The organism is Aquirufa sp. A-Brett2-W8, assembly GCF_054558755.1.
The window spans coordinates 1-24,671 of sequence record NZ_JBPXKS010000010.1 but is presented as its reverse complement, the minus strand read 5'-3'; the positions used below and the strand labels follow the sequence as shown (position 1 = coordinate 24,671).

Below are 24,671 nucleotides of genomic sequence, written 5' to 3'. Positions count from 1 at the left end.
GTAATCAATTTAGAATGGCCAAATTACGTATTCTTTACGTTTCAAGTGAGGTAGATCCTTTTCAAAACACGTCTAAAATTGCTGATTTCGTACGTGCACTTCCAACTGCTATGCAGGAGAGAGGCATGGAAATTAGAATTTTGGTACCTCGTTTTGGGACTATTAATGAACGTAAAAACCGATTGCACGAGGTGGTTCGTCTTTCAGGTATTACCATTCCAATGGGTGAGGAAGAAAAGCCTTTGACCATTAAAGTAGCGAGTATTCCAGCTGCGAAATTACAAGTATACTTTATTGATAACGAAGATTATTACCAACGGAAATATGCATTAACCGATAAGGAGGGTGCATTTTATCCAGACAATCACGAACGTGCGATTTTCTTCTGCAAGGGAGCATTAGAGACAGTTGTGAAGTTAGGTTGGGCTCCAGATGTTATTCATTGTAATGATTGGATGTCTAGTTTAATTCCTCTTTACGTTTCTACGCATTACCAAAATCACCCGATTTATAAGGATTCGAAAACCATTTTCTCTCCACATAATATACCGTTTGATTTTACGTTTGAAGCAGACGATCTGATCGAAAAAGTGAAGATCGGAGATTTAGATGAGGCTCATCTAGGTAGCTTAGCAGGCGGAAATTACGAAGCATTTATCAAGATAGGTGCCGAGTACGCAGACAAAATAGTTTCTTTAGTAAATGCGGATAATAGCCGTATTCAATCGATTATTGATGAACATCAACAAAAAACCTCTCAAAATATTGCCGACAATGATCTCGATTTCTTCGAAAAAACTTACTTGGAAATGTCCGGCAATTAAATGGGTAGGAATTCTTTCCTTATTCCTTGTTTCCTGTGATACACCTAAAGAAATCGGCGACGATTTGTTTAGTGTAGAGGTTGGCTTGAATTATTCAGATACGATCACGATTAAGTCGTCGACCGTTTTGATTGATTCGATCTATACAGGTTCTCCGAGCACTTTATTGGTAGGAAGCTATGATCATCCGGTCTTAGGGTTAGCGGAATCATCGGCTTTTACGCAGGTTTCCAATATTGATACCTTATTCTCAAAAGCAACGTCTATCTATGATTCTTTAACGATGCGCCTAGCGTATGGTGGATATCAAGGTGATACGACTAAGTCGCAGACTTTAAGCGTGTATCGTTTATTAGATAGTTTAAATAGAGGTACTGATTATTTTGCTAATTCAACTGTTCGCTCTGATGCATCTATCATAGGTAGTCATACGTTCAAACCTCGTCCTATTCGTACGAGAGCTATGAATGGGGACTCTGTTCAATTAGATACCTTACGCTTTCGTATGTCGGATGCTTTAGGTAGAGAGTTATTGAGTAAATATGCGGATGTAAAAGTGGCAGCCGGCAGTAAGGGTTTTAGAGATTATTTCCCTGGCATGTTGTTTAAGTCATCCTTATCGAGTGCAGGCGCTATGATAGGATTTAATCCTGGGTATTCTCGAATGACTTTGTATTTCCACAATCCGGGTGATCCATTTAAATATTCTATGGACTATTATTTTAGTTTATCTAATGCACTTTATCCAGAGATTTTGGCCCGTTTTAATCAAATTAAGTCGACCAAATCCGTCGCATTAGCAGGCTTAAAAAATCCAGGAAATATAGTTGCATCTACCTTAACTAGTGGACTGACGTATATTCAAGCGGGTACAGGTGTAGCAACTAAGGTGGAATTTCCTTATTTATTAAATTTAAAGGGTAATCGTAATGTGGCGGTGAATAAGGCTGAATTGGTCTTAACTGCTGCAGATAACATAGATTTACAACAAACGATAGGTCAATTATCTATTGTGGAAACAAATGCAACGAACCGAACACTGAGAAATTCGTATGGTTTGAAATATTTGCTTTCAGAAGGTGGTGCAAGTGTACTTACCTCAGTCATAGAACCAGGATCGAAGACCTATACATTTAATGTGACCACGGCTATTCAGTCTATTTTAGTGGGGAAACAAGCAAATAATGGCTGGATAATAACACCTGCCTTGACTTCTAATTCAGCAGGAAATACGAGAATCATTAATGAAAGTACACGTTTCGTTCCTTTACAAGCATTGAAAGCTCGATTGAAGATCTATTATTCTTATATTGCCAATTAAACACCGGCAAATATGGCGAATCTACGGGTAAGCTTAATTCAAACTGATTTAATCTGGGAAGATGCTGCTGCTAATTGTGCTCAATTAGAGGAGAAATTAGCTGATTTGGCAGATAACACGGATGTTATCGTCCTTCCTGAGATGTTTGCAACTGGCTTCTCTATGTCAGAAACGGGTGCTGAAATAGGCAAGGGTCCAGCGTTACAATGGATGCAATTACAGGCAAATCGTTTAGGGGCCTTAATCGTAGGTTCTCTCAAAGTAAAACAACAAAATTCACTGTATAATCGGCTCTACGCAGTTCATCCCGATGGCACTTATCAGGTATATGATAAGCGACATTTGTTTCGAATGGGTGGCGAGAACGACTACTATCAAGCTGGAGATCAGCAGGTGGTTGTTTCGTATGCAGGATGGAAAATAGCCTTATTTATATGCTATGATCTGCGTTTCCCTGTCTGGTCTCGCAACGTCGGTTTAGCTTACGATGCAGCGATATATGTGGCTAATTGGCCCGCTGCTCGAGCAAATGCTTGGAGAACTTTATTGCAGGCTAGAGCGATTGAAAATCTTGCCTATGTCATGGGTGTAAATCGAATCGGAACAGATGGAAATGATATAGCCTATTGCGGCGATTCTTTGTTAGTTGATTTTAAAGGAGGTTTGGTTCTTGATTTAGCATCACATGATCAAATCTCGTCAGCTGAATTATCAATAGCTGAATTGGCTGAATTTCGGGCTAAATTCCCTGCCCACTTGGATGCGGACTCCTTTAGCTTGTCTTCTCTTTAAAGAACTTTTCTAGGTCTTTTATCTCCTTCATGGGACTATCGCTGACGAGTTTCCCTTGGTGAATTAACAAGACTCGATTACAGATGGCTTCTACTTCGGATAGAAGGTGGCTAGAAAATAAGATAATGCGATTCTTTTGAAGACTTTTAATGAGGTCTCTTATTTCATCCCGTTGGTTTGGATCTAATCCACTGGTAGGTTCATCCAAAATCAGAATTTTCGGGTCGTGTAGTATCGCTAAAGCTATGCCCACGCGTTGCTGGTAGCCTTTTGAGAGCTCCTGTATTTTCTTATGTGCTTCTTTTTGAAGACCGACCCATTCGATGACCTCTTGGATTCGGACCGTAGGATTTTCTACTTGATGGATGTTAGCGATGAATTCAAGAAATTCACGCACATACATTTCAGGGTAAAGCGGATTATTTTCAGCGAGGTATCCGATTTGTTTTTTCAGTTCAATCGCTTGATCTTGGGGATCTTTTCCATCGATCTGAACACTTCCGCTGGAGGGTTGTATCAGTCCCAAAAGCATTTTCAAGGTGGTTGACTTCCCTGCGCCATTAGGGCCTAGAAAACCCACGATTTGGCCTTCTTCTAATCGGAAATTCAGATCCTGAACGGCTGTTTGTTTGCCGTATGTTTTACTAAGATTTTGGGCCTCTATGAACATATTGACAAAGGTAGTCAAAAAGGGAATTATTTCGTGTAACTTTGTGTTTCTGATTCAAATGCCTAAAAAATGCTAGATAAAATTCGCTTAGATCGTATCGAAGATGCCCTGGAAGATATTCGCCAGGGAAAAATAATTATTGTCGCCGATGATGAAGATCGGGAGAATGAGGGTGACATGATTTGTGCATCGGAAGCGATCACGCCTGAAATTGTCAACTTTATGATCAAAGAAGCCCGCGGATTAATGTGCGTTTCTTTGACCGATGAACGCTGCCAGGAATTAGGCTTAGAGATGATGGTGAATCAGAATACCACCTCACATGAAACTCCGTTTACGGTTTCAGTGGATTTATTAGGGAATGGTTGCACGACAGGTATTTCTGCCTCTGATCGTTCTAAAACAATTCAAGCCTTAGTTAACCCCGCAACTCAACCTACCGATTTAGGTAGACCAGGTCATATTTTCCCCTTAAAATCACGTACCGAAGGCGTTTTACGTCGTACGGGTCACACAGAAGCGTCGATGGATTTTGCGCGCTTAGCTGGTTTTCAACCTTCTGGAGTTTTGATCGAAGTATTGAATGAAGATGGAAGTATGGCACGTTTGCCCGATCTACGTTTGCTTGCAGATAAGCATAAATTGAAATTAGTGACAATCAAGGATTTGATTGAATATCGTTTGTCTAAAGAATCTTTGATCAAGCGCGAGATCGGAGTGAATATGCCTACCGAATGGGGTTCTTTCGAATTAGTTGCCTTCAAGCAAATTAATACAGGAGACACGCATTTAGCCTTAATTAAGGGCAGTTGGGAGAAGGATGAGCCTGTGATGGTTCGCGTGCACAGCTCTTGTGTGACGGGGGATATTTTTGGTTCATGTCGCTGCGACTGCGGAGAGCAATTACACGCAGCTATGGAAATGGTGGAGAATGAGGGGAAAGGTGTGATTTTATATATGTTCCAAGAAGGCCGAGGAATCGGTTTAATCAATAAATTGAAAGCTTATAAGCTACAAGAGCAAGGCCGGGATACGGTGGAAGCGAACTTGGAATTAGGCTTTGCTATGGATGAGCGCGATTATGGAGTAGGTGCCCAAATTCTACGCGATTTAGGGGTTCAAAAAATTCGCTTAATTTCAAATAATCCAAAGAAAAGAGCCGGATTGATGGGCTACGGATTAGAGATCGTTGATTCGATTGCTATTGAAATTCTAGCAAATCCGCACAATAAAAAATACTTAGAAACGAAAAGAGATAAAATGGGGCACGCGATTCGTTAGAATCGCGCGCCTTTATTTTATTGATTCCCTAGAATGATCGGGGTGTTTTTGCCACCCATGATGATTACTTTCGCATTAGGGGATTTAGCTAATTCTTTTTGGGCAATAATCGACTCATACTGCAATTGCTTATCGCTCAAACCAGTGGATAAAATCTTCTGGTAATCTGCGATACCTTGCGCTTCTACACGCTTTCTCTCCGCTTCTTGCTTCTCCTTTTGTAAGACGAATTGCATCTTTTGTGCATCTTGTTCCGCATTGATTTTCGATTCAATCGTAGTCTTTACAGAGGTAGGTAGGTTAATATTGCGGATCAATAATTGCTCTAAAACCAAACCTCTTTTCTTGAAGTTCTTTTCAATATCAGAGTAAATGCGTTGTTGGAATTCATTACGCTTCAAGGAATAAAGAGCCACAGCGTCGTAATACACTGCATTATCGCGAATCATCGTACGGGTGATAGGACGAACGACCTTATCCTTGTAGTCTTCACCAATCTCACGCAATACGCGCGGAGCCTCCGTGGGTAGGATACGGAAAAGAACGGTTAAATCTACCACAACTTCAAGGCCATCGGCCGTTAATACGCGAATGGCATCATCGCCGGCTTTATCGCCTTCGTCATGTACGCTAGACATCGTATAGTTTTGTGTTTTTGCATCGAATACCACCACTTTTGCTAAGGGGTTTACAAAATTAAGACCACTATTCAAGGTGGTGGGTTGTACTTTTCCAAAGACACTTTGGACCCCTACTTCACCTGCATCCACTTGCACAACTGCTGAACTAGTTAAGCCAAGTAAAGCGAAAGCTACACCGACTATTTTTAGTGTGTTGCTATATTTCGAAAATACGAGGTTAGGATTAGAAATGGCATTGCCTGCAACGAAGAGGATTATGCCTAAGAAGATTAAAAACATGATTTTTGTATTTAAATGTCATCAAATATATCATAAAGTATTCAATAATCCCTAATTTTGAATATGATTGAAATCAGGGGCTTATCTAAATCTTTTAAAGGTCGTGTAGTACTCGAAGACATCAATGCTAATTTCCATCAAGGAAAGACAAATATGGTCATCGGTGGTAGTGGTACAGGGAAGTCTGTATTGCTGAAATGCATGATTGGGATTTTAGCACCTGAAACAGGGCAAGTATTGTACGATGGTCGTGATTTCTTGACGGCTCATCCGGATGTCGTTAAAGAAATTCGCCGTGAAATGGGTGTTTTATTTCAAGGAGGAGCCCTTTTTGATTCTAAATCTGTTCTGGAAAATGTACGTTTTCCTTTGGATACCTTAACCTCCCAAACCCTCGATGAAAAGAATGCGCAAGCTATGCTTTGCTTGCAGCGTGTGGGTTTAGAAAGTGCCGCTTTATTAATGCCATCTGAGATTTCGGGTGGTATGAAAAAGAGGGTTGGGATTGCGCGTGCGATCGTAATGAACCCGAAATATTTATTTTGTGATGAGCCAAATTCTGGCTTGGATCCATTAACAGCAGTCAAAATCGATTATTTAATTCAAGAAATCACGCAGGAATATAATATGACTACTGTTGTGATTTCACACGATATGAATTCCGTGATGCGCATGGGAGAATCAATCATCTTCTTGAAGGAGGGAAAGAAAATTTGGGAAGGTAATTCAGAATCCTTTCATCAGTCTAGAGTGCCTGCTTTAGAGGAGTTTTTATCTACCAAATTGTTTTAATATGTATTCTCTACGTGGGTATAATACGTTTGGGATTGAGGCGGCAGCAAGTCAATTCGTAGAGATAAGTTCAGTGGAGCAATATGTTTCTCTTCGAAATTCGAGTGAATTTGCGCATCTTCCGCACCTATTTTTAGGAGGGGGGAGTAACGTGTTGTTGACGAAAAATCAAGAGGCTTTGGTCGTCAAAATTTCTATTCCAGGGATTTCGATTGTGAAGGAAGAGGCGGATTATGTTTGGGTTAAAAGTGGAGCTGGAGTTGTTTGGGATGACCTTGTGCAATATACCGTAGACCAGGGCTGGTCAGGATTAGAGAATTTATCTTTGATTCCTGGGACAGTGGGAGCGGCACCCATGCAAAATATCGGTGCGTATGGTGCGGAAATTAAAGATACATTTGAGTCCTTAGAGGCGCTGAATTTGCAGACCTTAACCTTGGAACATTTTGATGCCAAAGCCTGCGGCTTCGCTTACCGCGAAAGTTTCTTCAAGCGCGCCGGTAAAGGACAGTATTTAATTAGTTCAGTTACCTTTAAGTTAGCGAAAAAGCCCTCTTTGAAGACGTCTTATGGCGCGATTCAAGAGGTTTTAGCTGCTAAAGGAATTAAGCAACCTTCTATTCGGGAAGTAGCCGATGCGGTTATCGAAATACGAAAAAGCAAATTGCCGGATCCGAAGGAAATTGGAAATTCGGGTAGTTTCTTTAAGAATCCAACGGTATCTTCTACAGAGGCGGTTCGTCTGCAAAATCAATTTCCAGGTATTCCGTTTTATGCGGTAGAAGGAAGTACGGATGTGAAGTTTCCTGCGGGTTGGTTTATTGAACAAGCCGGATGGAAAGGTTTCAGAAGGGGAGATGCAGGAGTGCATGCAAAGCAGGCACTAGTTTTAGTGAATTATGGGGAGGCTAAGGGCGAGGAGATTTTGGCCTTATCTGAAGAAATAAAGAAATCAATTAAGGACAAATTCGGAGTCACTTTAGAGACCGAAGTAAATATTTTATAAAATGACATTACCGACTTTAGCGAATTTAGGCAAAGGGCCTTTCTTTTTAATGGCAGGATCTTGCGCGATTGAGAGCAATGACCTTGCTTTTGAAATTGCCGAAAAAATACATGGAATCACGAAGTCAATGGGAATTCCTTATATTTTCAAAGGTTCTTACCGCAAAGCTAATCGGACTAAAATCGATTCCTTTACCGGGATTGGGGATATTAAAGCCCTTGAAATATTAAAGGCAGTAGGCCAGCATTATTCCTTGCCTACCGTAACAGATATTCACGAAAGTGCAGAAGCTGCAATGGCAGCTGCCTATGTGGATGTCTTACAGATACCGGCTTTCCTTTGCCGCCAAACTGATTTATTAGCCGCCGCAGCCCAAACAGGCAAAGCCGTTAACATCAAGAAAGGTCAATTCATGTCAGGTGCTTCGATGCGATTTGCAGTCGAAAAGGTACTGCACGAAAATCCGGAGGCGGTGGTTTATTTAACAGATCGCGGAAACTCATTTGGCTATGGAGATCTAGTGGTAGATTACCGTAACCTTCCAGAGATGGCGGCGATGAATGTTCCCGTAATTATGGATTGCACGCACTCTTTACAGCGTCCAAATCAAACAACGGGTATCACCGGTGGACAACCAGCCTTGATAGAAACGATTGCCAAAGCAGCCATTGCAGTAGGTGCAGATGGAATCTTCATCGAAACGCATCCAAATCCATCGATCGCAAAATCAGATGGGGCTAATATGCTTCCATTGGATCAATTAGAAGGTCTACTCGAAAGGTTATTGCGCGTACGCGAAGCGATCGTCTAATGCATCTTATACAGGAGTTGGAGGGTAATGTCGGTTTTCGTGTCCCCGTTTATCAAATCTAAGCCTGATCCTATTTCTGTTCTGTCCGAATAGCTTATTCTTGCCCACTTTGCTGCGAATTGGATTTCTCTATTGTATTGAAAGGCAATGACAAGATTGGTTTTGATGGCTTTGCCTGAATAGGCTGGCAACAAAAAGGAGTAGGGGACGCCAGGTTCATAGGCATATAATCGGGTGTCATAGGTGGGCGAATCTATATAAGCGAACCTAGCTTGAAGGTTCCATTTGCCTTGATCCCATTTGATGTCTTGCAAGAGTAGGTATCCTATTTCTGAGCCTAAATTAGAGGCCATCGCTCGAAAGTGGAAATCCCACGATTTAAGTGCTAAGTAATGTCCGTCCAGGCTAGCTTGAATCAGATCTTTCGCTTCTTTTCTTGTCCACTTCCCTTGAAGAAACAGTCGCATCGCCTTGCGCTTTTCGAATTGCAGGCGACTCAAAATTTCCCACCCGGATGTATCGGATTCATTCACCTGGTATTTAGGGCCAGGGAAGCGATAATAATCAAAATAGGAGCTAAGCTTAATTCGCTTCGAAAGTTGATAGCCATGGCCCAGGAATAGGCCAATTTCATTGAGATTCTCTGAGTTTTCTGATAGACCATTGGATTTAGGACTAAAATACCCGGCGGAATAGCTTCTGAATAGGTAAGATAGATCCATTTTCTTCGAAATGGAGGTAGCTCCCGATTGAAGAATAGAAAATTGTTGATTATCAGAATAAGCGAATTCCCCCACTAGTCGTATGTTGCGAACAGGATATTGGAAGTTGACCGAATAATTTTTAAGCGCTTTTCCTGACCATTCCGGTTGTTTATACCCCAAGCCCACGAGTTTAGGCAAGGACCATTCCGTTAGCACCGCATTGAATTGTATAACTAGTGGAAAGCGCAGAGGGGAATAAATGAGATTTGCTCCAGCTGTTTTCTCCTGCATGGCATCGATGTGACTAATTTCGGAGGATGTTCGGTGGAATCCATCCTCGACCCTAGATCGGAGGTATTTATTTCCTGTGGAGTCTGAGCCAGTCGTTGCGTCTAAGTTACGGTAAGAGGCGAAAGCTTGCATTCGGAGAAATTCTGTGATTTTTAGGGTGGTATTGATTCCACGATAGTAGCCGTATTCTACGCTCGAACTATAGGCTAATCCACCTAGGTTGAATTTTTGGGTGGCTTTAATACTTTCAAAACTCTTTCCTAAGGCAAAGCCCCCCGATTGAACAAGGCCTTGTCCCCATTGGTTGATAAAGTCGCCTAGGATGATTTTTTCAAGGAATCCTTTCGATTTAAATTCCATAAAGCCGCTGCTAAAGTCACTGAGGTCCTTTTCGCCTGCATCTTTTTGTAAAAGAAAGCCGATGCGTAAGTTCGCATTTAATTGACCTCGGTAGCGCAAGGTTTGGTTCGTTCGATCGCCCACATAGCGGACCTTGCTTCTAACATCAGGTTCTGTAAAACCTTTTTTAGTTTCTGTTGTCCAATCGGTTTTAAATAAAATTTGATGCAGGGATGAACTGGGTTTCCACCAGCTTGGATTTATAAGGCTACAAACAAGGTAGTCTTGGGTTCTTCGCAGGAAGTCTAGATCCCAAGAGGGAATGGTTTGTAGTTCTAATATGGACTGAAAAGTGCCAATTTGTTTTCGAAAGGATAAGAAATCTGTGATTTGTTCAGAACTAAATAGGAGAGAGGATTGTAGTTCGGCTTCTGTGACTAAATTGATATTTAGCGGATTAGCTAGATAGTAATCGAAACTAGATTGCTTTTCCTCCTCTTCTTGGGTGGGAATTTGGGCAAATGCAGTAAAAGAGCACAGGAGGAGCAGGATCGTTTTCAAGGAATTTTTTTCTTGAAATTACTAGGATGCTCGTAGGCAAAGGGCTTAAAAACTGATAATGAAAATCAGTTAGTTGAACTTTCGTTCGATGATTAAGTGAAGCTCTTCCCAGATGGCCTCATTCTCTGCGGCACGGTAAGCTTGATAGCGAGCTAAAAGCTCAGTAGCCCAGGTTTCCGCGTCTGCTTCTTCATCGATGTACTGAATCAGGGATTCGAGTTGCGCCACGTCGCCACGGAATAATTCTTGAATGAATTGAATGCGTTGGTGTAAACTAATTGTGTCCGCGATTCTTTCAGTCATTTGAGATTCTACTTTGGACTTCAATGAACCAGATGAACCACTTAATAAATCTTTTAGTCTGGTAAACTCTTCCTCTGTGGAATCATCTAAACTTTCAGGAGTCTCGAAATATAGTTCGGTATTCAATAGATCGAAAGGTTCTTCGGGAGTTTCTGGCGCCGCGTAAACTTCTGTAGGTGCCTCATGAGAATTCAATAAATCTGCGAAACTTGGCTGCGGTGCATCGGAAATAGGTGCCGAAATACTTTGTATCCAGGACGCCCAAATAAACTCAGGTAATGAAACTTGGTATAATAAAGTCTGAGCAATTCCTGCCCATTTTTCTTCAAAGCGCGGGCTAGACCAGGGGAAATTAGGGAAAATTTCAACAGCCCGCGAGGAGTTTAACTGGGCTAAAAGTTCGCTTTGAACGGCTTCAATGACTGGGGTAGGAATTTCCCAAGCTAATACTTCTTGAAAGGTGATGGTTTCTGATGAATCATTCCAGTAGTGCAAGAAAATATTCGGTGTAGCCATTTTATGATTTAATTTTTAGTTGTTCACAAGCCATCCTTGCGGCCGTTTGTTCTGCTTTTTTCTTTGAATAGCCTTTTCCTTCGGAGATTTTAGTGCCATCTAGGATTACCAATGCGGTGAATTCCCGGTTGTGGTGTTCTCCTTCTTGATCCAGTTCGAAAGACACTTTTTTACCTTCTTTTTGGGCCCATTCGATCAGCATCGACTTGAAGTTCGGATTGTTTTGAACAACGGCTTCAAGGTCGAAATATTGCGTTAGGATCTTTTTGATGATGAAGTTTTGGGTGAAGGCAAAACCTTTATCTAAATACACGGCACCTATAAAAGCTTCTAAAGCATCTCCATACATAGACGTACGGGACATGGATGTTTTGCGTTGAGCTTCATATTCAATGACTTCTTCTAAACCGAGCTTTCGGCCGATGACGTTCAAGGATTCACGGCTGACCATTCTAGAACGAATTTCAGTTAAGAAACCTTCGTCTTTGAAGGGGAATTTTTGGAACAAATACGTCGCTGTAATCATCCCTAGAACGGAATCGCCCAGGAATTCGAGACGTTCATTCGACTCTTTGTAGTTTTCTGCCACACTCTCCTTCGAAGCGGAGGCGTGTAAAAAGGCTAGTCTGTATAAGGTTAAATTACTCGGACTAGTTCCTATTAAATGTGTAACCGATTTCTTTAAGAATTTCTCTCGTTCGTCCAGTCGAATCGGATCTAACCAGTTTAGGAGAGATTTTACGGCCATATTTATCTTAGATTTTTCTGAAAATTACCGTTGCGTTATGACCTCCAAAACCAAATCCGTTACTCATGGCAACATCAATCTTACGTGCTTTGCCCACGTTCTCTGTTAGGTCTATGCGTTGGTCGATTTCAGGATCGCGGTTAAATACGTTAATCGTAGGAGGTACAAATTGGTGTTGAATCGCTAACACGGAAGCAACAGCCTCTACCGCACCTGCTCCCCCTAATAAGTGACCTGTCATCGATTTAGTCGAAGAGATGGCTATTTTGTAGGCATGCTCACCAAAACAATCTACAATTGCTTTGATTTCTTGTGGATCACCGATCGGAGTAGACGTTCCATGTGTATTCACATAATCTACTTCCTCCGGCTTAATGTTTGCATCATCTAGTGCATCATTCATTGATAATAAAGCGCCTAGTCCTTCTGGGTGCGGAGCCGTAATGTGATGTGCATCTGAGGAGAAACCTCCACCGATTAATTCGGCATATATTTTCGCGCCACGCGCTTTCGCGTGCTCGTATTCTTCTAAAATTAAAGCACCAGCACCTTCACCTACCACGAAACCGTCACGGTCTACGTCATAAGGGCGAGACGCCGTAGCTGGATCGTCGTTACGTGTGGACATCGCGTGCATGGCTGTGAAACCACCCACTGAAGCAATGGTCACTGGAGCTTCAGAACCACCCGTAACACACACGTTTATACGTCCGGTACGAATGTAATTGAACGCATCAATGATTGCGTTATTAGCCGATGAACAAGCCGAAACTGTTACGTAGTTAGGACCACGGAATCCGTTACGGATAGAGATTTGGCCTGAGGAAGAATCTGCAATCATCTTAGGAATAAAGAAAGGATTGATTTTCGGTGTTCCGTCCCCTTGTCCGAAATAGATCATTTCGTCCTCAAAAGTTTTCAATCCACCGATACCTGATCCCCAGATAACGCCTACTTTATTTTTATTGATGGTTTCCATGTCAAAATTCGCATCAGCAATCGCCTCATCGGCGGCTACAACAGCGTATTGTGTGAATGGATCCATTTTGCGAGCTTCTTTAGCATTGATAAAATCTTCTACCTTGAAGTTCTTTAATTCACAAGCAAAACGAGTTTTGAATTTTTCCGCATCGAATTTCGTGATAGGACCACAGCCGTTCACGCCGTTCTTCAATCCATTCCAATATTCACTAACTGTATTTCCGATGGGGGTCAGGGCGCCTAAGCCCGTAACAACTACTCGTTTTAACTCCATATTATTCGTATTTATGAATCTACTTTAAATAAAAATGTCAATTAGTTCGAGAAATCCCATGGATAAATCCACCTGATTACTTTTAACTAATTGACATAATTTTTATGTTTGCTTCGATTACTTTGCGTTCTCTTCCAAATAAGTAATAGCTTGGCCTACTGTTTGGATATTTTCCGCTTGATCATCTGGAATAGAAACAGAGAATTCTTTTTCGAATTCCATGATTAGCTCAACCGTGTCTAACGAGTCAGCGCCCAAATCGTTTGTGAAAGATGCCTCAGGAGTAACTTCTGACGCTTCTACACCTAATTTTTCAACGATGATGCTCTTTACTTTTTCTGCAATATCTGACATTATAATATTATTTTGGGGTTCAAAAACGTTGCAAAGATTAGAATTAAAGTTGAATTTATCAAACAAATTTGATTCTAATTAACCTGTTCTAGGGTGTTTGCCTTAAAAACAAAGCGATGCGGCCCCTAAAAGGCCTGCGTCGTTCCCTAATAAAGCTTTTTTAATCGTTAATTTTTCTAAATAAGCAGGTGTTAACCAGTAATTTAATTGCTTCTCCATACTAGGAAGAATAAAGTCGTAAGAGGCTGATAATCCGCCACCTATGAATATATTTTTGATATCTAAAATACGAATTAAGGAAGCTAACATATCCCCTAAGAGGGTACCTACTTCGTCCCAAACTGCTAAAGCTAATTCGTCCCCTTCTTCCGCACCCACCACTAAAGCCGTGGTGGAAATAGTTCCATCCGTTGGCAAGGATGTTTTGCCTGTATAGCTTGCGCGCATGGCGGTAGCCAATTGCAATAATTCTTTCTTTCCTACATTGCGTTCCAGCACTTTTCCATCGCGAGACGGTACGTGACCTGGCTCCATGGCATTGCCATCGCCTCCTAAAAATATTTTACGATCGATAACCGCCGCGCCGCCTACGCCTGTTCCTAAGGTTATAAAGACAAAGTCTTCTGGCATAGTAGTTTTCTCAGGAGAGAAATAGAATTCTCCTAAGGCCGCTGCGTTCGCATCATTTTCCATGAAGAAGGTATGTTCTGGAAAACGTTTTTCTAACATGTCGATCATGGGGGAACCGTCAATTTCAGGAATAGCCGTGATCTCCACCAAGGTTCGGCGATCTTTGGTCAAAATACCAGGTAGGCCGATTCCGATTTTCCTCACATGCTTGTGTTGATACAATTGCAAGGCAATGGCATCAGCCAAACGATCTAAAAAGTGGTTTGATTCTCTCCAGGTAGCGGTATCGTAACTTTGAAAATTGTTGATTTGACCTGTGTCTGCATGGACAATACCCATTTTTACCCCTGTTCCACCTACATCGATTCCTAAGTATTCTGCTGCTACCATTATTTTGATTTATTGAATTACGAAATTGTCGATTTTTGACGTGAATTTCAAATCAAAAGGCGCTCATTTGTAAATTTGCTCGATTTTTTCAAGTATTTGCGTGACTGCAGGACAGATTAACGCATTTTTTGAGGTCAAACCTAAAATCCCCATGATGTTCTTTCGATCGGTGTGTGGGTATTCTCGGCAGGCTTTGGGGCGGTGATCATAGATACCACATTTATTATCTGAAAGATCTAAAAAGGGGCAAGGAGCCGCAGGGTATACCCAATCGCCATCTGAATCTTGCACTAAATAAGCATCCAAGAAGGCAGAGGTCTTCATTTTAAATAAATGGGAAACCCGTTGGATATCCGTTTCATTCCAAATGGGACTCGTGGTGCGACAGCAATTTCCGCAGGTCAAGCAATCCGTTTTTGCAAAAACCTCCTGGTGAGCCTGGAAAAATTGTGCGTCTAGATTCTTAGGCTTTCTGGCTACTAGGCGCTGTATGAATTTCCGGAAGGAGGGGTCTTTTTTTTCCTTAGGCATGGAAGCAAGAGCGGCAACGCGCTTCATAGGATTCTGTTTCACCTAATAAAACGGTTTGTTGTTGATCGGCCTTGCGGTAGGAATAGTGAGCAGCTGCTCCACAATTCACGCAAACGGCATGTACTTTCGTGACGAACTCAGCAATAGCCATTAATCCGGGCATGGGCCCAAAAGGAATACCCTTAAAGTCCATATCCAAGCCAGCGACAATGATTCGTTTACCTTGATTCGCTAAGGTATTATTACAAACCTCCACGATGTTTTCGTCGAAGAATTGTACTTCATCTAATCCGATCACATCGCAGTCGCCAGCTAATAGCAGGATTTCGCCTGAATTATTGACGGGAGTGGAACGGATCGAGTTTTGGTTATGGGAAACAATATCTTCGTCGTGGTAGCGCGTGTCGGTAATCGGTTTGAAGATTTCGACGCGCATTTGAGCGATTTTTGCGCGCTTGAGGCGGCGAATTAATTCCTCTGTTTTACCCGAAAACATGGAGCCGCAAATAACCTCAATCCAGCCTGCTGGCGGATTGCGTTCGTTGGATTTTTTATGATTGGGTTCTAAAAACAAGGGCGTAAAAAGCCCCTGATTTTGCATTCAGGGGCTGTATTAAATGAGTGTTATTTGGAAGTGAATGTGGCCGAGAAATATTCGCGGTTCATTCGGGCAATGTTCTCAATCGAAATACCTTTAGGGCATTCAGCCTCGCAAGCACCCGTATTAGAACAAGCACCAAATCCTTCTTCGTCCATCTGAGCGACCATCGCTTGAGCGCGAGTGGCTGCCTCGATTTGGCCTTGTGGAAGGAGGGCAAGTTGAGAAACTTTGGCAGACGTAAACAACATCGCCGACGCATTCTTACAAGCCGCTACGCAAGCACCACAACCGATACAAGCCGCTGCTGCGAAAGCCTCGTCCGCATCGTCTTTATTAATCGGGATGTTGTTCGCATCCTTCGCATTACCTGTGTTCACTGAAACGAAACCTCCTGCCGCAATAATACGGTCAAAAGAAGAACGGTTCACCACTAAGTCCTTAATCACCGGGAATGCACTCGCTCTCCAAGGCTCCACTGTAATAGTTTCGCCATCTTTAAAGGAACGCATGTGTAATTGACAAGTCGTCACACCGCGGTTAGGCCCGTGAGGACGACCGTTAATGTACATCGAGCACATTCCGCAAATACCTTCACGGCAATCGTGGTCAAATGCGACAGGATCATCTCCTTCTTCGATCAAACGGTTATTTAACACGTCAATCATTTCCAAAAATGACATATCGGTGGAGATGCCGCTTACCTGGTAGGTTTCGAATTTACCAGCTACGCTTGCATTTTTTTGTCTCCAAATTTTGAGTGTCAGGTTTAAATGTCCTTCCATTGTATCGAATTATTTATAAGATCTTTGAGCAATTTTGATGTTTTCGTATTTCAATTCTTCTTTATGAAGCTTGAATTTCGATTGTTTTTCGTATTCCCAAGCCGCTACATAGGCGTACTTTTCGTCATCACGAAGGGCTTCCCCATCTTCTGTTTGGAATTCAGTACGGAAGTGACCTCCACAACTTTCGTCGCGATCCAAGGCATCAATACACATTAATTCCCCTAATTCTAAGAAGTCAGCCACACGGCCCGCTTTCTCTAATTCAGGATTTAGGTTATCAATTTCACCTGGAATCTTCACATCTGACCAAAACTCCTTTTGCAATGCCTGAATCTCCTTAATCGAAGCTTTCAAACCTTCTGCGCTACGAGCCATACCACACTCATCCCACATTATTTTACCTAAACGCTTGTGGAAGTAATCGACCGGCTTATTGCCTTTAATGTTCATCAACGTCTCTAAACGATCACGCACCGCTTTTTCTGCTGCTTCGAAATCTGGGGTATCTGTTGACATCGCCGGTGTACGAATTTCGGCTGCTAAATAAGCACCGATCGTATATGGAATAACGAAATAACCATCCGCTAAACCTTGCATCAAGGCAGACGCTCCTAAGCGGTTAGCGCCGTGATCAGAGAAGTTAGCCTCTCCTAATGCGTATAAACCTGGAACCGTGGTCATTAAATTATAATCTACCCAAAGTCCACCCATCGTATAGTGAACCGCCGGATAAATACGCATAGGCGCCTGATAAGGATCTTCTCCCGTAATTTGCTTGTACATATCAAACAAGTTACCGTATTTCTCTTTCACCACTGCTTTGCCCATCGCTTGAATCTCTTCATCGGATGGATTGTGCATATTATGCTTGTTCGCTTCTCCTTGACCGTAACGAATAATCGCCGCAGCATAGTCTAAGTAAACAGCCATTTTAGAAGTTCCTACACCAAAACCTGCATCACAACGCTCTTTCGCCGCACGAGACGCAATGTCACGTGGTACTAAGTTACCGAACGCAGGATAACGACGCTCTAGGTAATAGTCTCTTTCGTCTTCTGGAATCTCGTTCGCCTTACGTGTATCGTTTTCCTTTTTAGGAACCCAAATACGACCGTCATTACGAAGGGACTCAGACATCAAGGTTAATTTCGACTGGTGATCACCTGAAACTGGGATACAAGTCGGGTGAATCTGCGTATAGCAAGGATTCGCGAAGAAAGCACCTTTTTTGTGTGCCTTCCAAGCCGCCGTTACGTTCGATCCCATGGCGTTAGTCGACAAGTAGAATACGTTTCCGTAACCACCTGTACATAATAAAACAGCATGTCCGAAGTGACGCTCTAAAGCCCCTGTTACAGAGTCACGAGCAATAATACCACGCGCTTTTCCGTCGATCGTAACGACATCTAGCATTTCGTGGCGTGTATACATTTTTACATTACCCATTCCTATTTGACGTTGCAAAGAAGAATAAGCACCTAATAATAATTGCTGACCCGTTTGACCGGCTGCGTAGAAAGTACGCTGTACTTGCGTTCCACCGAATGAACGGTTAGAAAGCAATCCGCCGTATTCACGAGCGAAAGGAACTCCTTGCGCCACGCATTGGTCAATGATATTTCCTGATACCTCCGCAAGACGGTGAACGTTCGCTTCACGAGAACGGTAGTCACCACCTTTAATGGTATCATAGAATAAACGGTAAATGGAGTCACCGTCATTTTGGTAGTTCTTTGCTGCATTGATACCTCCTTGTGCAGCAATCGAGTGCGCACGACGTGGAGAATCTTGGAAACAGAATACTTTTACTTTATATCCTAATTCAGCTAGCGAAGCAGCCGCAGAGGCACCAGCTAGGCCGGAACCTACCACGATGATTTCTAAGCTACGTTTGTTGGAGGGATTTACCAACGGAACACTGGATTTGAACGAAGTCCACTTGTCGGCTAAAGTACCCCCAGGGATTTTTGCATCTAATTTTGTCATATCAATCGTATCGCTGAAATATTAATGAATCAAATGGAAATGAAAGGCTATTGGCATCGCAGCAAACAAGGCTGGAATAACAATAGAGAAGATAGCTCCTACTAATTTAATGCCCGGAGTATATTTCGGGTGGTTCCAACCCATCGACTGGAATGCGCTTTGGAATCCATGCAATAAATGGTAACCTAAGGAAATACATCCTAAAACATAAACCACTACAACTACTGGATTCATGAAAACGTCTTGCATTTCTGCATATAAGGTATGGTCTTCTAAGCCTTCTGTTAAGCGAGAGAAGTACCAAAAATGCTTCAAGTGAAGGATTAAGAACAATAATAATAAGGTACCTAAAAGACCCATTGAGCGAGAATACCACTTACTGTTAGCCGCACCGTCTACTTTAGCGTAAGCTACCGGGCGTTTTGATTTATTTTCAAACCAAAGACGTAGGCCATCAAAAATGTGTAATAACAAGCCGCCAAACAAGACAATCTCCATCGCTCGGATAACAGGGTTATGTCCCATGAACTCTGCGCCTTCATTAAAGGCTGCTCCACCGTCATTTAAGAATATTAATGCATTTAAGCTGCAGTGAACTAATAGGAAGCTGATTAAAAAGAGGCCCGTTATGGCCATCAGGAGCTTTTTCCCGAGTGATGAATTAAGTGATTTTGCTAACCAAGCCATAAATAAATGTATTTGTTAAAAGGAAAGAAAAATTAACGAACGGGTTCGATAAAATTTAACTATCAAAACTACAATCGAAATGCCGCTCTATCAAATTTAAAACGTAAAAAATCCTTTTTTTTTGAAAAAAACGAATTGCCTTCTTAACTTACATCAATTCAAAAATGTTTTATGCTCATCAAAAGAATCAGCCTTTATTTTCTCCTTCTGTGCACGGTATGTTTTGCGGCACAGGCTACCCATTTAAAAGGGGGAGAAATCACGGTTAAGCGTATTTCGGATAAAACATTAACTTTTGAATTTACGCTAACTACGTTTACGGAAAATAACCGGGCAAATGTAGAGCAAAATGCGGTGAACTTCTGTTTTGGGGATGGCTCTTCTATTTTGTCAGCGAAAAGATTGGCTGGATATCCGCTGAATTTAGGGAATGGGACCATGAAAAACGTCTATAAGGTTCAATATACCTACCCCGCAGCCTCACTATTTTATAAAGTATCCGTAGCCGTCCCTAATCGGAATGATGGCGTATTGAATATCTCGCGTTCGGTCGATGTCCCCTTTTATGTAGAGACCATTTTTTCTATTAATGCAGGTTTGGGCTTGAATTCCACCCCCGTTTTATTAAATCCCGCGGTGGATTTAACCGCGGTAGTAGGCCAACCCTTTATTCATAATTCGAATGCGGTGGATGCGGAAGGGGATTCTTTGGCCTACCGCTTATCCGTCTCAAGAACTGGCGCAGAATTAACCTGTGATCCAGCAAGTCGTGGATTATTAGCTCCTAATTTCAAGCAACCTAATGAGGTCTCTTCCACTCCGTCGTCGTTTACAATTAATGCCAAAACCGGCGATTTGATCTGGAGGTCACCACAAGAAGTGGGTATATATAATTGCGCTTTCATCGTCGAAGAATGGAGAAACGGGGTGAAAATATCGGAAACTGTCCGCGATATGCAGATTGAAGTAAAAGATCTCGATAACCGTGGCCCTTTATTAACGGTCCCTGCAGACGTCTGCGTGCAAGCAGGAACACGCATTAACCAGACGATTACGGCAATCGATCAGGTTTCTAAGACGGGTCGTGTGGATCCATTGACGATTACAAGTACCGGTAATGTCTATGCGATCGATACCACCTATGCGGTGAAACCACCGAATGCCACTTTCACTTCCGTTGCCCGCCAAACTAGTTTAACGGCTATCGGTACATTCAATTGGCAAACAGACTGTGTGCATATTCGAAAAGAAGATTATGATGTCTTCTTTAAAACAGAGGATTTTCCACCCGTGACGAGTGCTGGGGTGAGTAACTTAGTGGATAGTAAGATTTGGAAGATACGCGTGCTAGCTCCAGCAGTGAAAAATGTGACGGCTACGGCGGGAACAGGAACACAGATTATTGTTAACTGGTCAGCCTACAACTGTGCCTTACCTAATGCCACTTTGATTTTATATAGAAAACAAGGTGCCTGCGATGCGGTCATAAATGCGTCCTGCGCCACAGGAATGACGCAATCAGGGTATACGGAATTAGCTAGATTCCCCGTATCCACCACATCCTACATAGATAATGCCATCGTTAAAAATACCAACTATTCGTACCTGTTAGTAGTGGTCTTTACGAATTCGAAAGGGGCAGTGGATTTTAGCCCCATGTCGAATTCCGCTTGCTATTTAATTGCGAGTGCTTCCCCTATTATGACGAATGTATCTGTATTGAAGACGAGTACAACGGCTGGAGAGAACTTCGTACGTTGGACGCGCCCGATTAAATTAGATACCTTACAATACCGAGGTCCTTATAGCTATCAATTAATGCGGGCTATTGGAACTGGAACCTATGGGGCAATCGGTTCACCTATTTCTGCCTCCATTCGTACCGCAGTGAACGATACTTCTTATACGGATACAGGTTTGAATACTTCAGCATTGACCTATCGCTACCGGACGGATTTCTATTATACCTTAAACGGTGTGCGTACCTTATTAGAGTCGCCGGCGCCCGCTTCGAATGTGCGCTTGAGTTCTTTGGTAGCTATTGCGTCTGTGAAATTAGCCTGGGCGGCGAGCGTTCCTTGGACGAATGAAAATAGAACGCACCGGGTTTATCGGGAGACTCCGCGTGGTTCAGGTTTCTTTAATCGAATTGCCGATGTGCCTGTGACGACGGCTGCGACCTTTAAATACGTGGATTTTGGGACAGATACGTATACTGCGGATGGAACCTTCACTATTTCGATGAAGACGGATTCCTCGTATTGTTATTATGTAGAGACTGTAGGTTCTTATGGGCCAGGTTTACCGGAGATGGAATTAATTAATAAGTCCCAAATCATTTGTGGTATTCCTCAGACCGATATCTTCCCTTGCCCTCCGTCTCTTCAGCTCTATACGGTGGATTGCGCCTCTTTAGATGCGAAGGCCGACTGTTCTTTCAGTAGTTTCACAAATCAGCTTACGTGGAATCCTACTGTATCAGGAATATGCGATCCGGATCTAGTGAGTTATAAAATTTATTATGCGAAAGACCCGTCGTCGCCTTATACACTTTTGGGAAAATCTTCCACCTTGAATTTTTCACATATCCTGCAGAATTCTTACCGCGGATGCTATTATGTTACAGCGGTGAGTGCCTTAGGAAAGGAGAGTGGACCTAGTAATAAGATCTGCGTGGAAAACTGCGCGTCCTTTAATTTGCCTAATTTATTTAGTCCCAATGGCGATGGCTTAAATGATTCCTTCAAACCTATGCGCTGTCCGCGTTTTGTTTCTAATGTGACGGTAAAAATCGTGGACCGCAATGGTCAGTTGATTTATCAATATTCGGGTCCTGTGGATGGTTTTGGGTGGAATGGAACGGATACGAATGGCATTCAGATGTCTGCGTCCTCGTATTTCTATACCTGCGATGTGGTCTTCGATTTGTTTGATACGTCAGCGCAAATTAAAAGCTTGAAAGGCTGGGTCGAACTAGTTCGCTAAGATGGACGGAATCGTATTAATCGATGGTGGCTGTCGCTTTTGTCGCTTCTCTTCGAAGCTGCTGAAACGAATGGTGGCTGGAGATCTACAAATTATACCCGAGACGTCCTTTACTGAATTTACGCTCCCAGAAATAGATAGCATCAAATGGGTGGTAGGAACGGACGTCTATGTGAAATCAGCAGCTATATCTCGTATTTTAGCATTTTCGCATTGGTATTTTCAACCTCTTCGTTTGGTGTTTTTGTTACCCTCCAGCTTTTTAGATAAAGGCTACGATTGGGTGGCGAAGAATCGATTATTTTGGGGTAAATCGGTGGACGATTGTGCCATTTAGGGCTTTTGGCCTATCTTTGTAAAACTTTTAATCAAAAATCATTCAAATGAAAGCATATATTTTCCCAGGTCAGGGTTCTCAGTTTCCGGGTATGGCAAAGGATTTATACACGAATTTTCCTTTAGCAAAACAGATTATCGACGAGGCGGACGCCATTTTAGGTTTCTCGCTTTCTGCCGTGATGTTCGAGGGAACGGACGAGGAATTAAAGCAAACGAAAGTGACGCAGCCTGCGATTTATTTGCATTCTATTTTGATTCCCAAATTAGGGAAAGACTTCGCTCCTTCCATGGTAGCAGGTCACTCATTAGGCGAATTTTCTGCCCTCGTTTCTGCAGGCGGTTTAGGCTGGCAAGATGGATTACGATTAGTGTACCAAAGAGCTGTGGCCATGCAAAAAGCCTGTGAAATCGAGCCAAGCACGATGGCAGCCGTTTTAGGTTTGCCCGACGCAACGATCGAAGAAATTTGCCTTGCCTACGGACAATCCGTAGTTGCAGCGAACTTTAACTGCCCAGGTCAAGTCGTGATCTCTGGATCGGTGGAAGGCATCGAAGCTGTAGGTAATCAATTAAAAGAAGCAGGAGCGAAGCGCGTATTACCTTTGCCGGTGGGCGGAGCATTCCACTCGCCCTATATGGAGCCAGCTCGCTTAGAATTAGCGGCAGCGATCGAGGCAACCGAAATCGTTCGTCCGATTTGCCCTATTTTCCAAAACGTCAACGCCCAACCCTCTCAAGATCCAGCCGAAATCAAAGCCAATTTAATCTCGCAATTAACAGCCGCGGTTCGTTGGACGCAAACCGTGGAGGCAATGGTAGCAGCAGGCGCAACAGAATTCATCGAATGTGGACCGGGCAAGGTATTGCAAGGTCTTGTTCGTAAGGTACACGCGGAGGCGCTTGTTTCTTCCATGGAGTTAGAATAAGAATAATCGAATTTGATCCTCTGATTGTGAGCGCTTAAGCAAAAAATGACCGAAATAATTCAATTATTTTTTCGGTAACGTTTGATAATTTGGGTGCAAGCCCTTACTTTTGCAACACATTAGGGAATTGACCTATGGTGTAATGGTAACACACCAGTTTTTGGTTCTGGTTTTCTAGGTTCGAATCCTGGTAGGTCAACAGAATAAATTAGAAAAGCTCGCTGATTAATTTCAGTGGGCTTTTTTTCTGTCTAAATCCCAGAGGTGTCTCTAATTACGCACCAAATTTGATTAAACTGTGTGTTTCGGCTCAGCTAATTGCTGATAATGCGAAGGTATTACATTATTTGATTCGCCCGCAAAGTCAGTGTAATTAATCTTAAACATCTACTCCCCTCGGAGCTTCGTTCCTCAGCTCCTCACGTCTTCTGCGAAGCCAGCTTATTCCCAAAACCTAATCGCCTAATCACTAACCACCCAGTTGACTTTTAGCGATTCTTCTTTTGCTGGCAAGGGGTTCTGTTTATATATATAACCCTTGGAGCAGATGCGCAGTGTTGGCGAATAATACTCATATAACCTACTTATTCTGAAAATTATCAGTTTACTGATAATCTGAGTGCAGTCGAATCGATAACAGCTAACTGTAGTTAAGTTTGTGCTATGAGCAAGCAATCTGCTCTATATTAGTGGTTTGGTATTATAGAAAGGAGTTGGACTTAGTCTGCTCCTTTTTCTTGTTTAGGGGGTAGTAGCTGGCTTGTAAGCATTGATTAATAACTAGATGGCGCCTTACCTTGGCGAAAGTAAGTGCTCCAGAAGGCAAAAGAATGGTTCTGCTGGAGAGGTGTTAGTCGCCAGAGGTAGTGCCAGTGTTGATAGTGTCAAAGTGACGCTAGGAAAAAAACATTTTGGGGGGAGAAGGGTGGGGATTTGGCGTGGGGAGCAGTTGGCTACATTAAAATATTATAACTATTCAACACCATATGAGTCAAAACTAATTTTAGCATGATAGGTTGACCCTCTTTCATGGAGACTGACAAATACCCCTTTCCAATATCCAGAAATTGTTTGCTCCCGTCTAATACCATAACGTAGTTCAATAGGAGAATCCTTTGAGGACTGCCAAGTTTTTTGAAACGAAGCATTATTCGACACACCACTCTTAAAATCTTTCCAGTGTTCTTTGTTAGCAATGTACGTCGTCAAACTAAAGTGGACTTTTCCTAAAGAAGTGTTTCGTGTTTTTGTGAATGTATAATTTCTTTTTTTTCTGTGCAATCTTTGGCTGTTTTTATTTTCTCATAGTTCAATCTTCTTTGT

The 24,671-nt window shown here is 42.4% G+C and carries 23 protein-coding genes and 1 tRNA gene; 11 read left to right on the top strand and 13 right to left on the bottom strand.

Annotated features, from left to right (window positions below):
- Nucleotides 1–14 precede the first annotated feature (14 nt).
- From ACST13_RS10460 to ACST13_RS10450, 3 genes are read left to right on the top strand one after another with little or no spacing between them, the layout of a single operon-like run.
- Nucleotides 15–824: a glycogen/starch synthase gene (locus ACST13_RS10460; RefSeq protein WP_459523144.1), complete on the top strand. Its 810-nt coding sequence runs from the start codon at nt 15–17 to the stop codon at nt 822–824.
- Entirely contained in the window at nt 775–2,145 is a 1,371-nt protein-coding gene (locus ACST13_RS10455; protein WP_459523143.1) for a DUF4270 family protein, read from the top strand. The genes ACST13_RS10460 and ACST13_RS10455 overlap by 50 nt, the downstream gene beginning before the upstream one ends.
- 12 nt (nt 2,146–2,157) lie before the next feature.
- The gene (locus ACST13_RS10450; RefSeq protein ID WP_459523142.1) at nt 2,158–2,937 is read left to right on the top strand and encodes an amidohydrolase; all 780 of its coding nucleotides are present in this window, start codon (nt 2,158–2,160) and stop codon (nt 2,935–2,937) included.
- On the opposite strand, the gene ACST13_RS10445 is transcribed toward ACST13_RS10450, so the two are convergent.
- Entirely contained in the window at nt 2,918–3,607 is a 690-nt protein-coding gene (locus tag ACST13_RS10445) for an ABC transporter ATP-binding protein (RefSeq protein WP_459523141.1), read from the bottom strand. The two genes, ACST13_RS10450 and ACST13_RS10445, sit on opposite strands and share 20 nt — an antisense overlap.
- Before the next feature lie 69 nt (nt 3,608–3,676).
- Between ACST13_RS10445 and ACST13_RS10440 the strand changes: the two genes are divergently transcribed.
- Nucleotides 3,677–4,888, top strand: coding sequence for a bifunctional 3,4-dihydroxy-2-butanone-4-phosphate synthase/GTP cyclohydrolase II (locus ACST13_RS10440; RefSeq protein ID WP_459523140.1), 1,212 nt, complete (start codon nt 3,677–3,679; stop codon nt 4,886–4,888).
- A 17-nt stretch (nt 4,889–4,905) separates the two neighbouring features.
- Here the strand turns inward: ACST13_RS10440 and ACST13_RS10435 are convergent, their stop codons facing one another.
- Nucleotides 4,906–5,808, bottom strand: a complete 903-nt coding sequence (locus ACST13_RS10435; RefSeq protein ID WP_459523139.1) for a prohibitin family protein — start codon at nt 5,806–5,808, stop codon at nt 4,906–4,908.
- A 63-nt stretch (nt 5,809–5,871) separates the two neighbouring features.
- On the opposite strand from ACST13_RS10435, the gene ACST13_RS10430 reads away from it, so the two are divergent.
- From ACST13_RS10430 to kdsA, 3 genes are read left to right on the top strand one after another with little or no spacing between them, the layout of a single operon-like run.
- The gene (locus tag ACST13_RS10430; RefSeq protein ID WP_459523138.1) at nt 5,872–6,600 is read left to right on the top strand and encodes an ABC transporter ATP-binding protein; all 729 of its coding nucleotides are present in this window, start codon (nt 5,872–5,874) and stop codon (nt 6,598–6,600) included.
- Between the two features lies 1 nt (nt 6,601).
- On the top strand, nt 6,602–7,606 hold the full coding sequence (gene murB / locus ACST13_RS10425) for a UDP-N-acetylmuramate dehydrogenase (RefSeq protein WP_459523137.1): 1,005 nt from the start codon (nt 6,602–6,604) through the stop codon (nt 7,604–7,606).
- A gap of 1 nt (nt 7,607) precedes the next feature.
- The gene (gene kdsA / locus ACST13_RS10420) at nt 7,608–8,417 is read left to right on the top strand and encodes a 3-deoxy-8-phosphooctulonate synthase (protein ID WP_459523136.1); all 810 of its coding nucleotides are present in this window, start codon (nt 7,608–7,610) and stop codon (nt 8,415–8,417) included.
- Here the strand turns inward: kdsA and ACST13_RS10415 are convergent.
- From ACST13_RS10415 to ACST13_RS10365, 11 genes are all read right to left on the bottom strand, one after another.
- On the bottom strand, nt 8,414–10,312 hold the full coding sequence (locus ACST13_RS10415) for a hypothetical protein (RefSeq protein ID WP_459523135.1): 1,899 nt from the start codon (nt 10,310–10,312) through the stop codon (nt 8,414–8,416). The genes kdsA and ACST13_RS10415 overlap by 4 nt on opposite strands.
- Nucleotides 10,313–10,381: 69 nt before the next feature.
- Nucleotides 10,382–11,131, bottom strand: a complete 750-nt coding sequence (locus ACST13_RS10410; protein WP_459523134.1) for a hypothetical protein — start codon at nt 11,129–11,131, stop codon at nt 10,382–10,384.
- A 1-nt stretch (nt 11,132) separates the two neighbouring features.
- Complete coding sequence (gene rnc, locus ACST13_RS10405) at nt 11,133–11,879, bottom strand: ribonuclease III (RefSeq protein WP_459523133.1); 747 nt, start codon at nt 11,877–11,879, stop codon at nt 11,133–11,135.
- Between the two features lie 7 nt (nt 11,880–11,886).
- Complete coding sequence (fabF, locus tag ACST13_RS10400; RefSeq protein ID WP_459523132.1) at nt 11,887–13,134, bottom strand: beta-ketoacyl-ACP synthase II; 1,248 nt, start codon at nt 13,132–13,134, stop codon at nt 11,887–11,889.
- Between the two features lie 117 nt (nt 13,135–13,251).
- Nucleotides 13,252–13,488, bottom strand: a complete 237-nt coding sequence (locus ACST13_RS10395; RefSeq protein WP_130895240.1) for an acyl carrier protein — start codon at nt 13,486–13,488, stop codon at nt 13,252–13,254.
- Nucleotides 13,489–13,590: 102 nt separating this feature from the next.
- The gene (locus ACST13_RS10390; RefSeq protein ID WP_459523131.1) at nt 13,591–14,508 is read right to left on the bottom strand and encodes an ROK family protein; all 918 of its coding nucleotides are present in this window, start codon (nt 14,506–14,508) and stop codon (nt 13,591–13,593) included.
- A gap of 63 nt (nt 14,509–14,571) precedes the next feature.
- Nucleotides 14,572–15,066: a YkgJ family cysteine cluster protein gene (locus ACST13_RS10385; RefSeq protein WP_459523130.1), complete on the bottom strand. Its 495-nt coding sequence runs from the start codon at nt 15,064–15,066 to the stop codon at nt 14,572–14,574.
- The gene (locus ACST13_RS10380) at nt 15,032–15,613 is read right to left on the bottom strand and encodes a thymidine kinase (protein WP_459523190.1); all 582 of its coding nucleotides are present in this window, start codon (nt 15,611–15,613) and stop codon (nt 15,032–15,034) included. Before ACST13_RS10380 ends, ACST13_RS10385 begins: the two co-directional genes overlap by 35 nt.
- A 50-nt stretch (nt 15,614–15,663) precedes the next feature.
- A complete protein-coding gene (locus ACST13_RS10375) occupies nt 15,664–16,422 on the bottom strand; it encodes a succinate dehydrogenase/fumarate reductase iron-sulfur subunit (protein ID WP_459523129.1) in 759 nt (252 codons plus the stop codon).
- A 9-nt stretch (nt 16,423–16,431) separates the two neighbouring features.
- The gene (locus tag ACST13_RS10370; protein ID WP_459523128.1) at nt 16,432–18,411 is read right to left on the bottom strand and encodes a fumarate reductase/succinate dehydrogenase flavoprotein subunit; all 1,980 of its coding nucleotides are present in this window, start codon (nt 18,409–18,411) and stop codon (nt 16,432–16,434) included.
- 21 nt (nt 18,412–18,432) lie between these two features.
- Nucleotides 18,433–19,098 (bottom strand): succinate dehydrogenase cytochrome b subunit, encoded by a 666-nt coding sequence (locus ACST13_RS10365; RefSeq protein ID WP_459523127.1) that lies wholly within the window; start codon nt 19,096–19,098, stop codon nt 18,433–18,435.
- Between the two features lie 171 nt (nt 19,099–19,269).
- Between ACST13_RS10365 and ACST13_RS10360 the strand changes: the two genes are divergently transcribed.
- The 4 genes from ACST13_RS10360 to ACST13_RS10345 all read left to right on the top strand — a co-directional run bounded on the left by ACST13_RS10360 (nt 19,270) and on the right by ACST13_RS10345 (nt 23,547).
- Nucleotides 19,270–22,083 carry a T9SS type B sorting domain-containing protein gene (locus ACST13_RS10360; protein WP_459523126.1) on the top strand — a complete coding sequence of 938 codons (2,814 nt, stop codon included), beginning with the start codon at nt 19,270–19,272 and terminating at the stop codon, nt 22,081–22,083.
- A gap of 1 nt (nt 22,084) precedes the next feature.
- A complete protein-coding gene (locus tag ACST13_RS10355; RefSeq protein WP_459523125.1) occupies nt 22,085–22,420 on the top strand; it encodes a thiol-disulfide oxidoreductase DCC family protein in 336 nt (111 codons plus the stop codon).
- A gap of 46 nt (nt 22,421–22,466) precedes the next feature.
- A complete protein-coding gene (gene fabD, locus ACST13_RS10350; RefSeq protein WP_459523124.1) occupies nt 22,467–23,348 on the top strand; it encodes an ACP S-malonyltransferase in 882 nt (293 codons plus the stop codon).
- A 128-nt stretch (nt 23,349–23,476) separates the two neighbouring features.
- Nucleotides 23,477–23,547: transfer RNA gene (locus ACST13_RS10345), tRNA-Gln, on the top strand.
- The last annotated feature ends 1,124 nt before the right edge of the window (nt 23,548–24,671 follow it).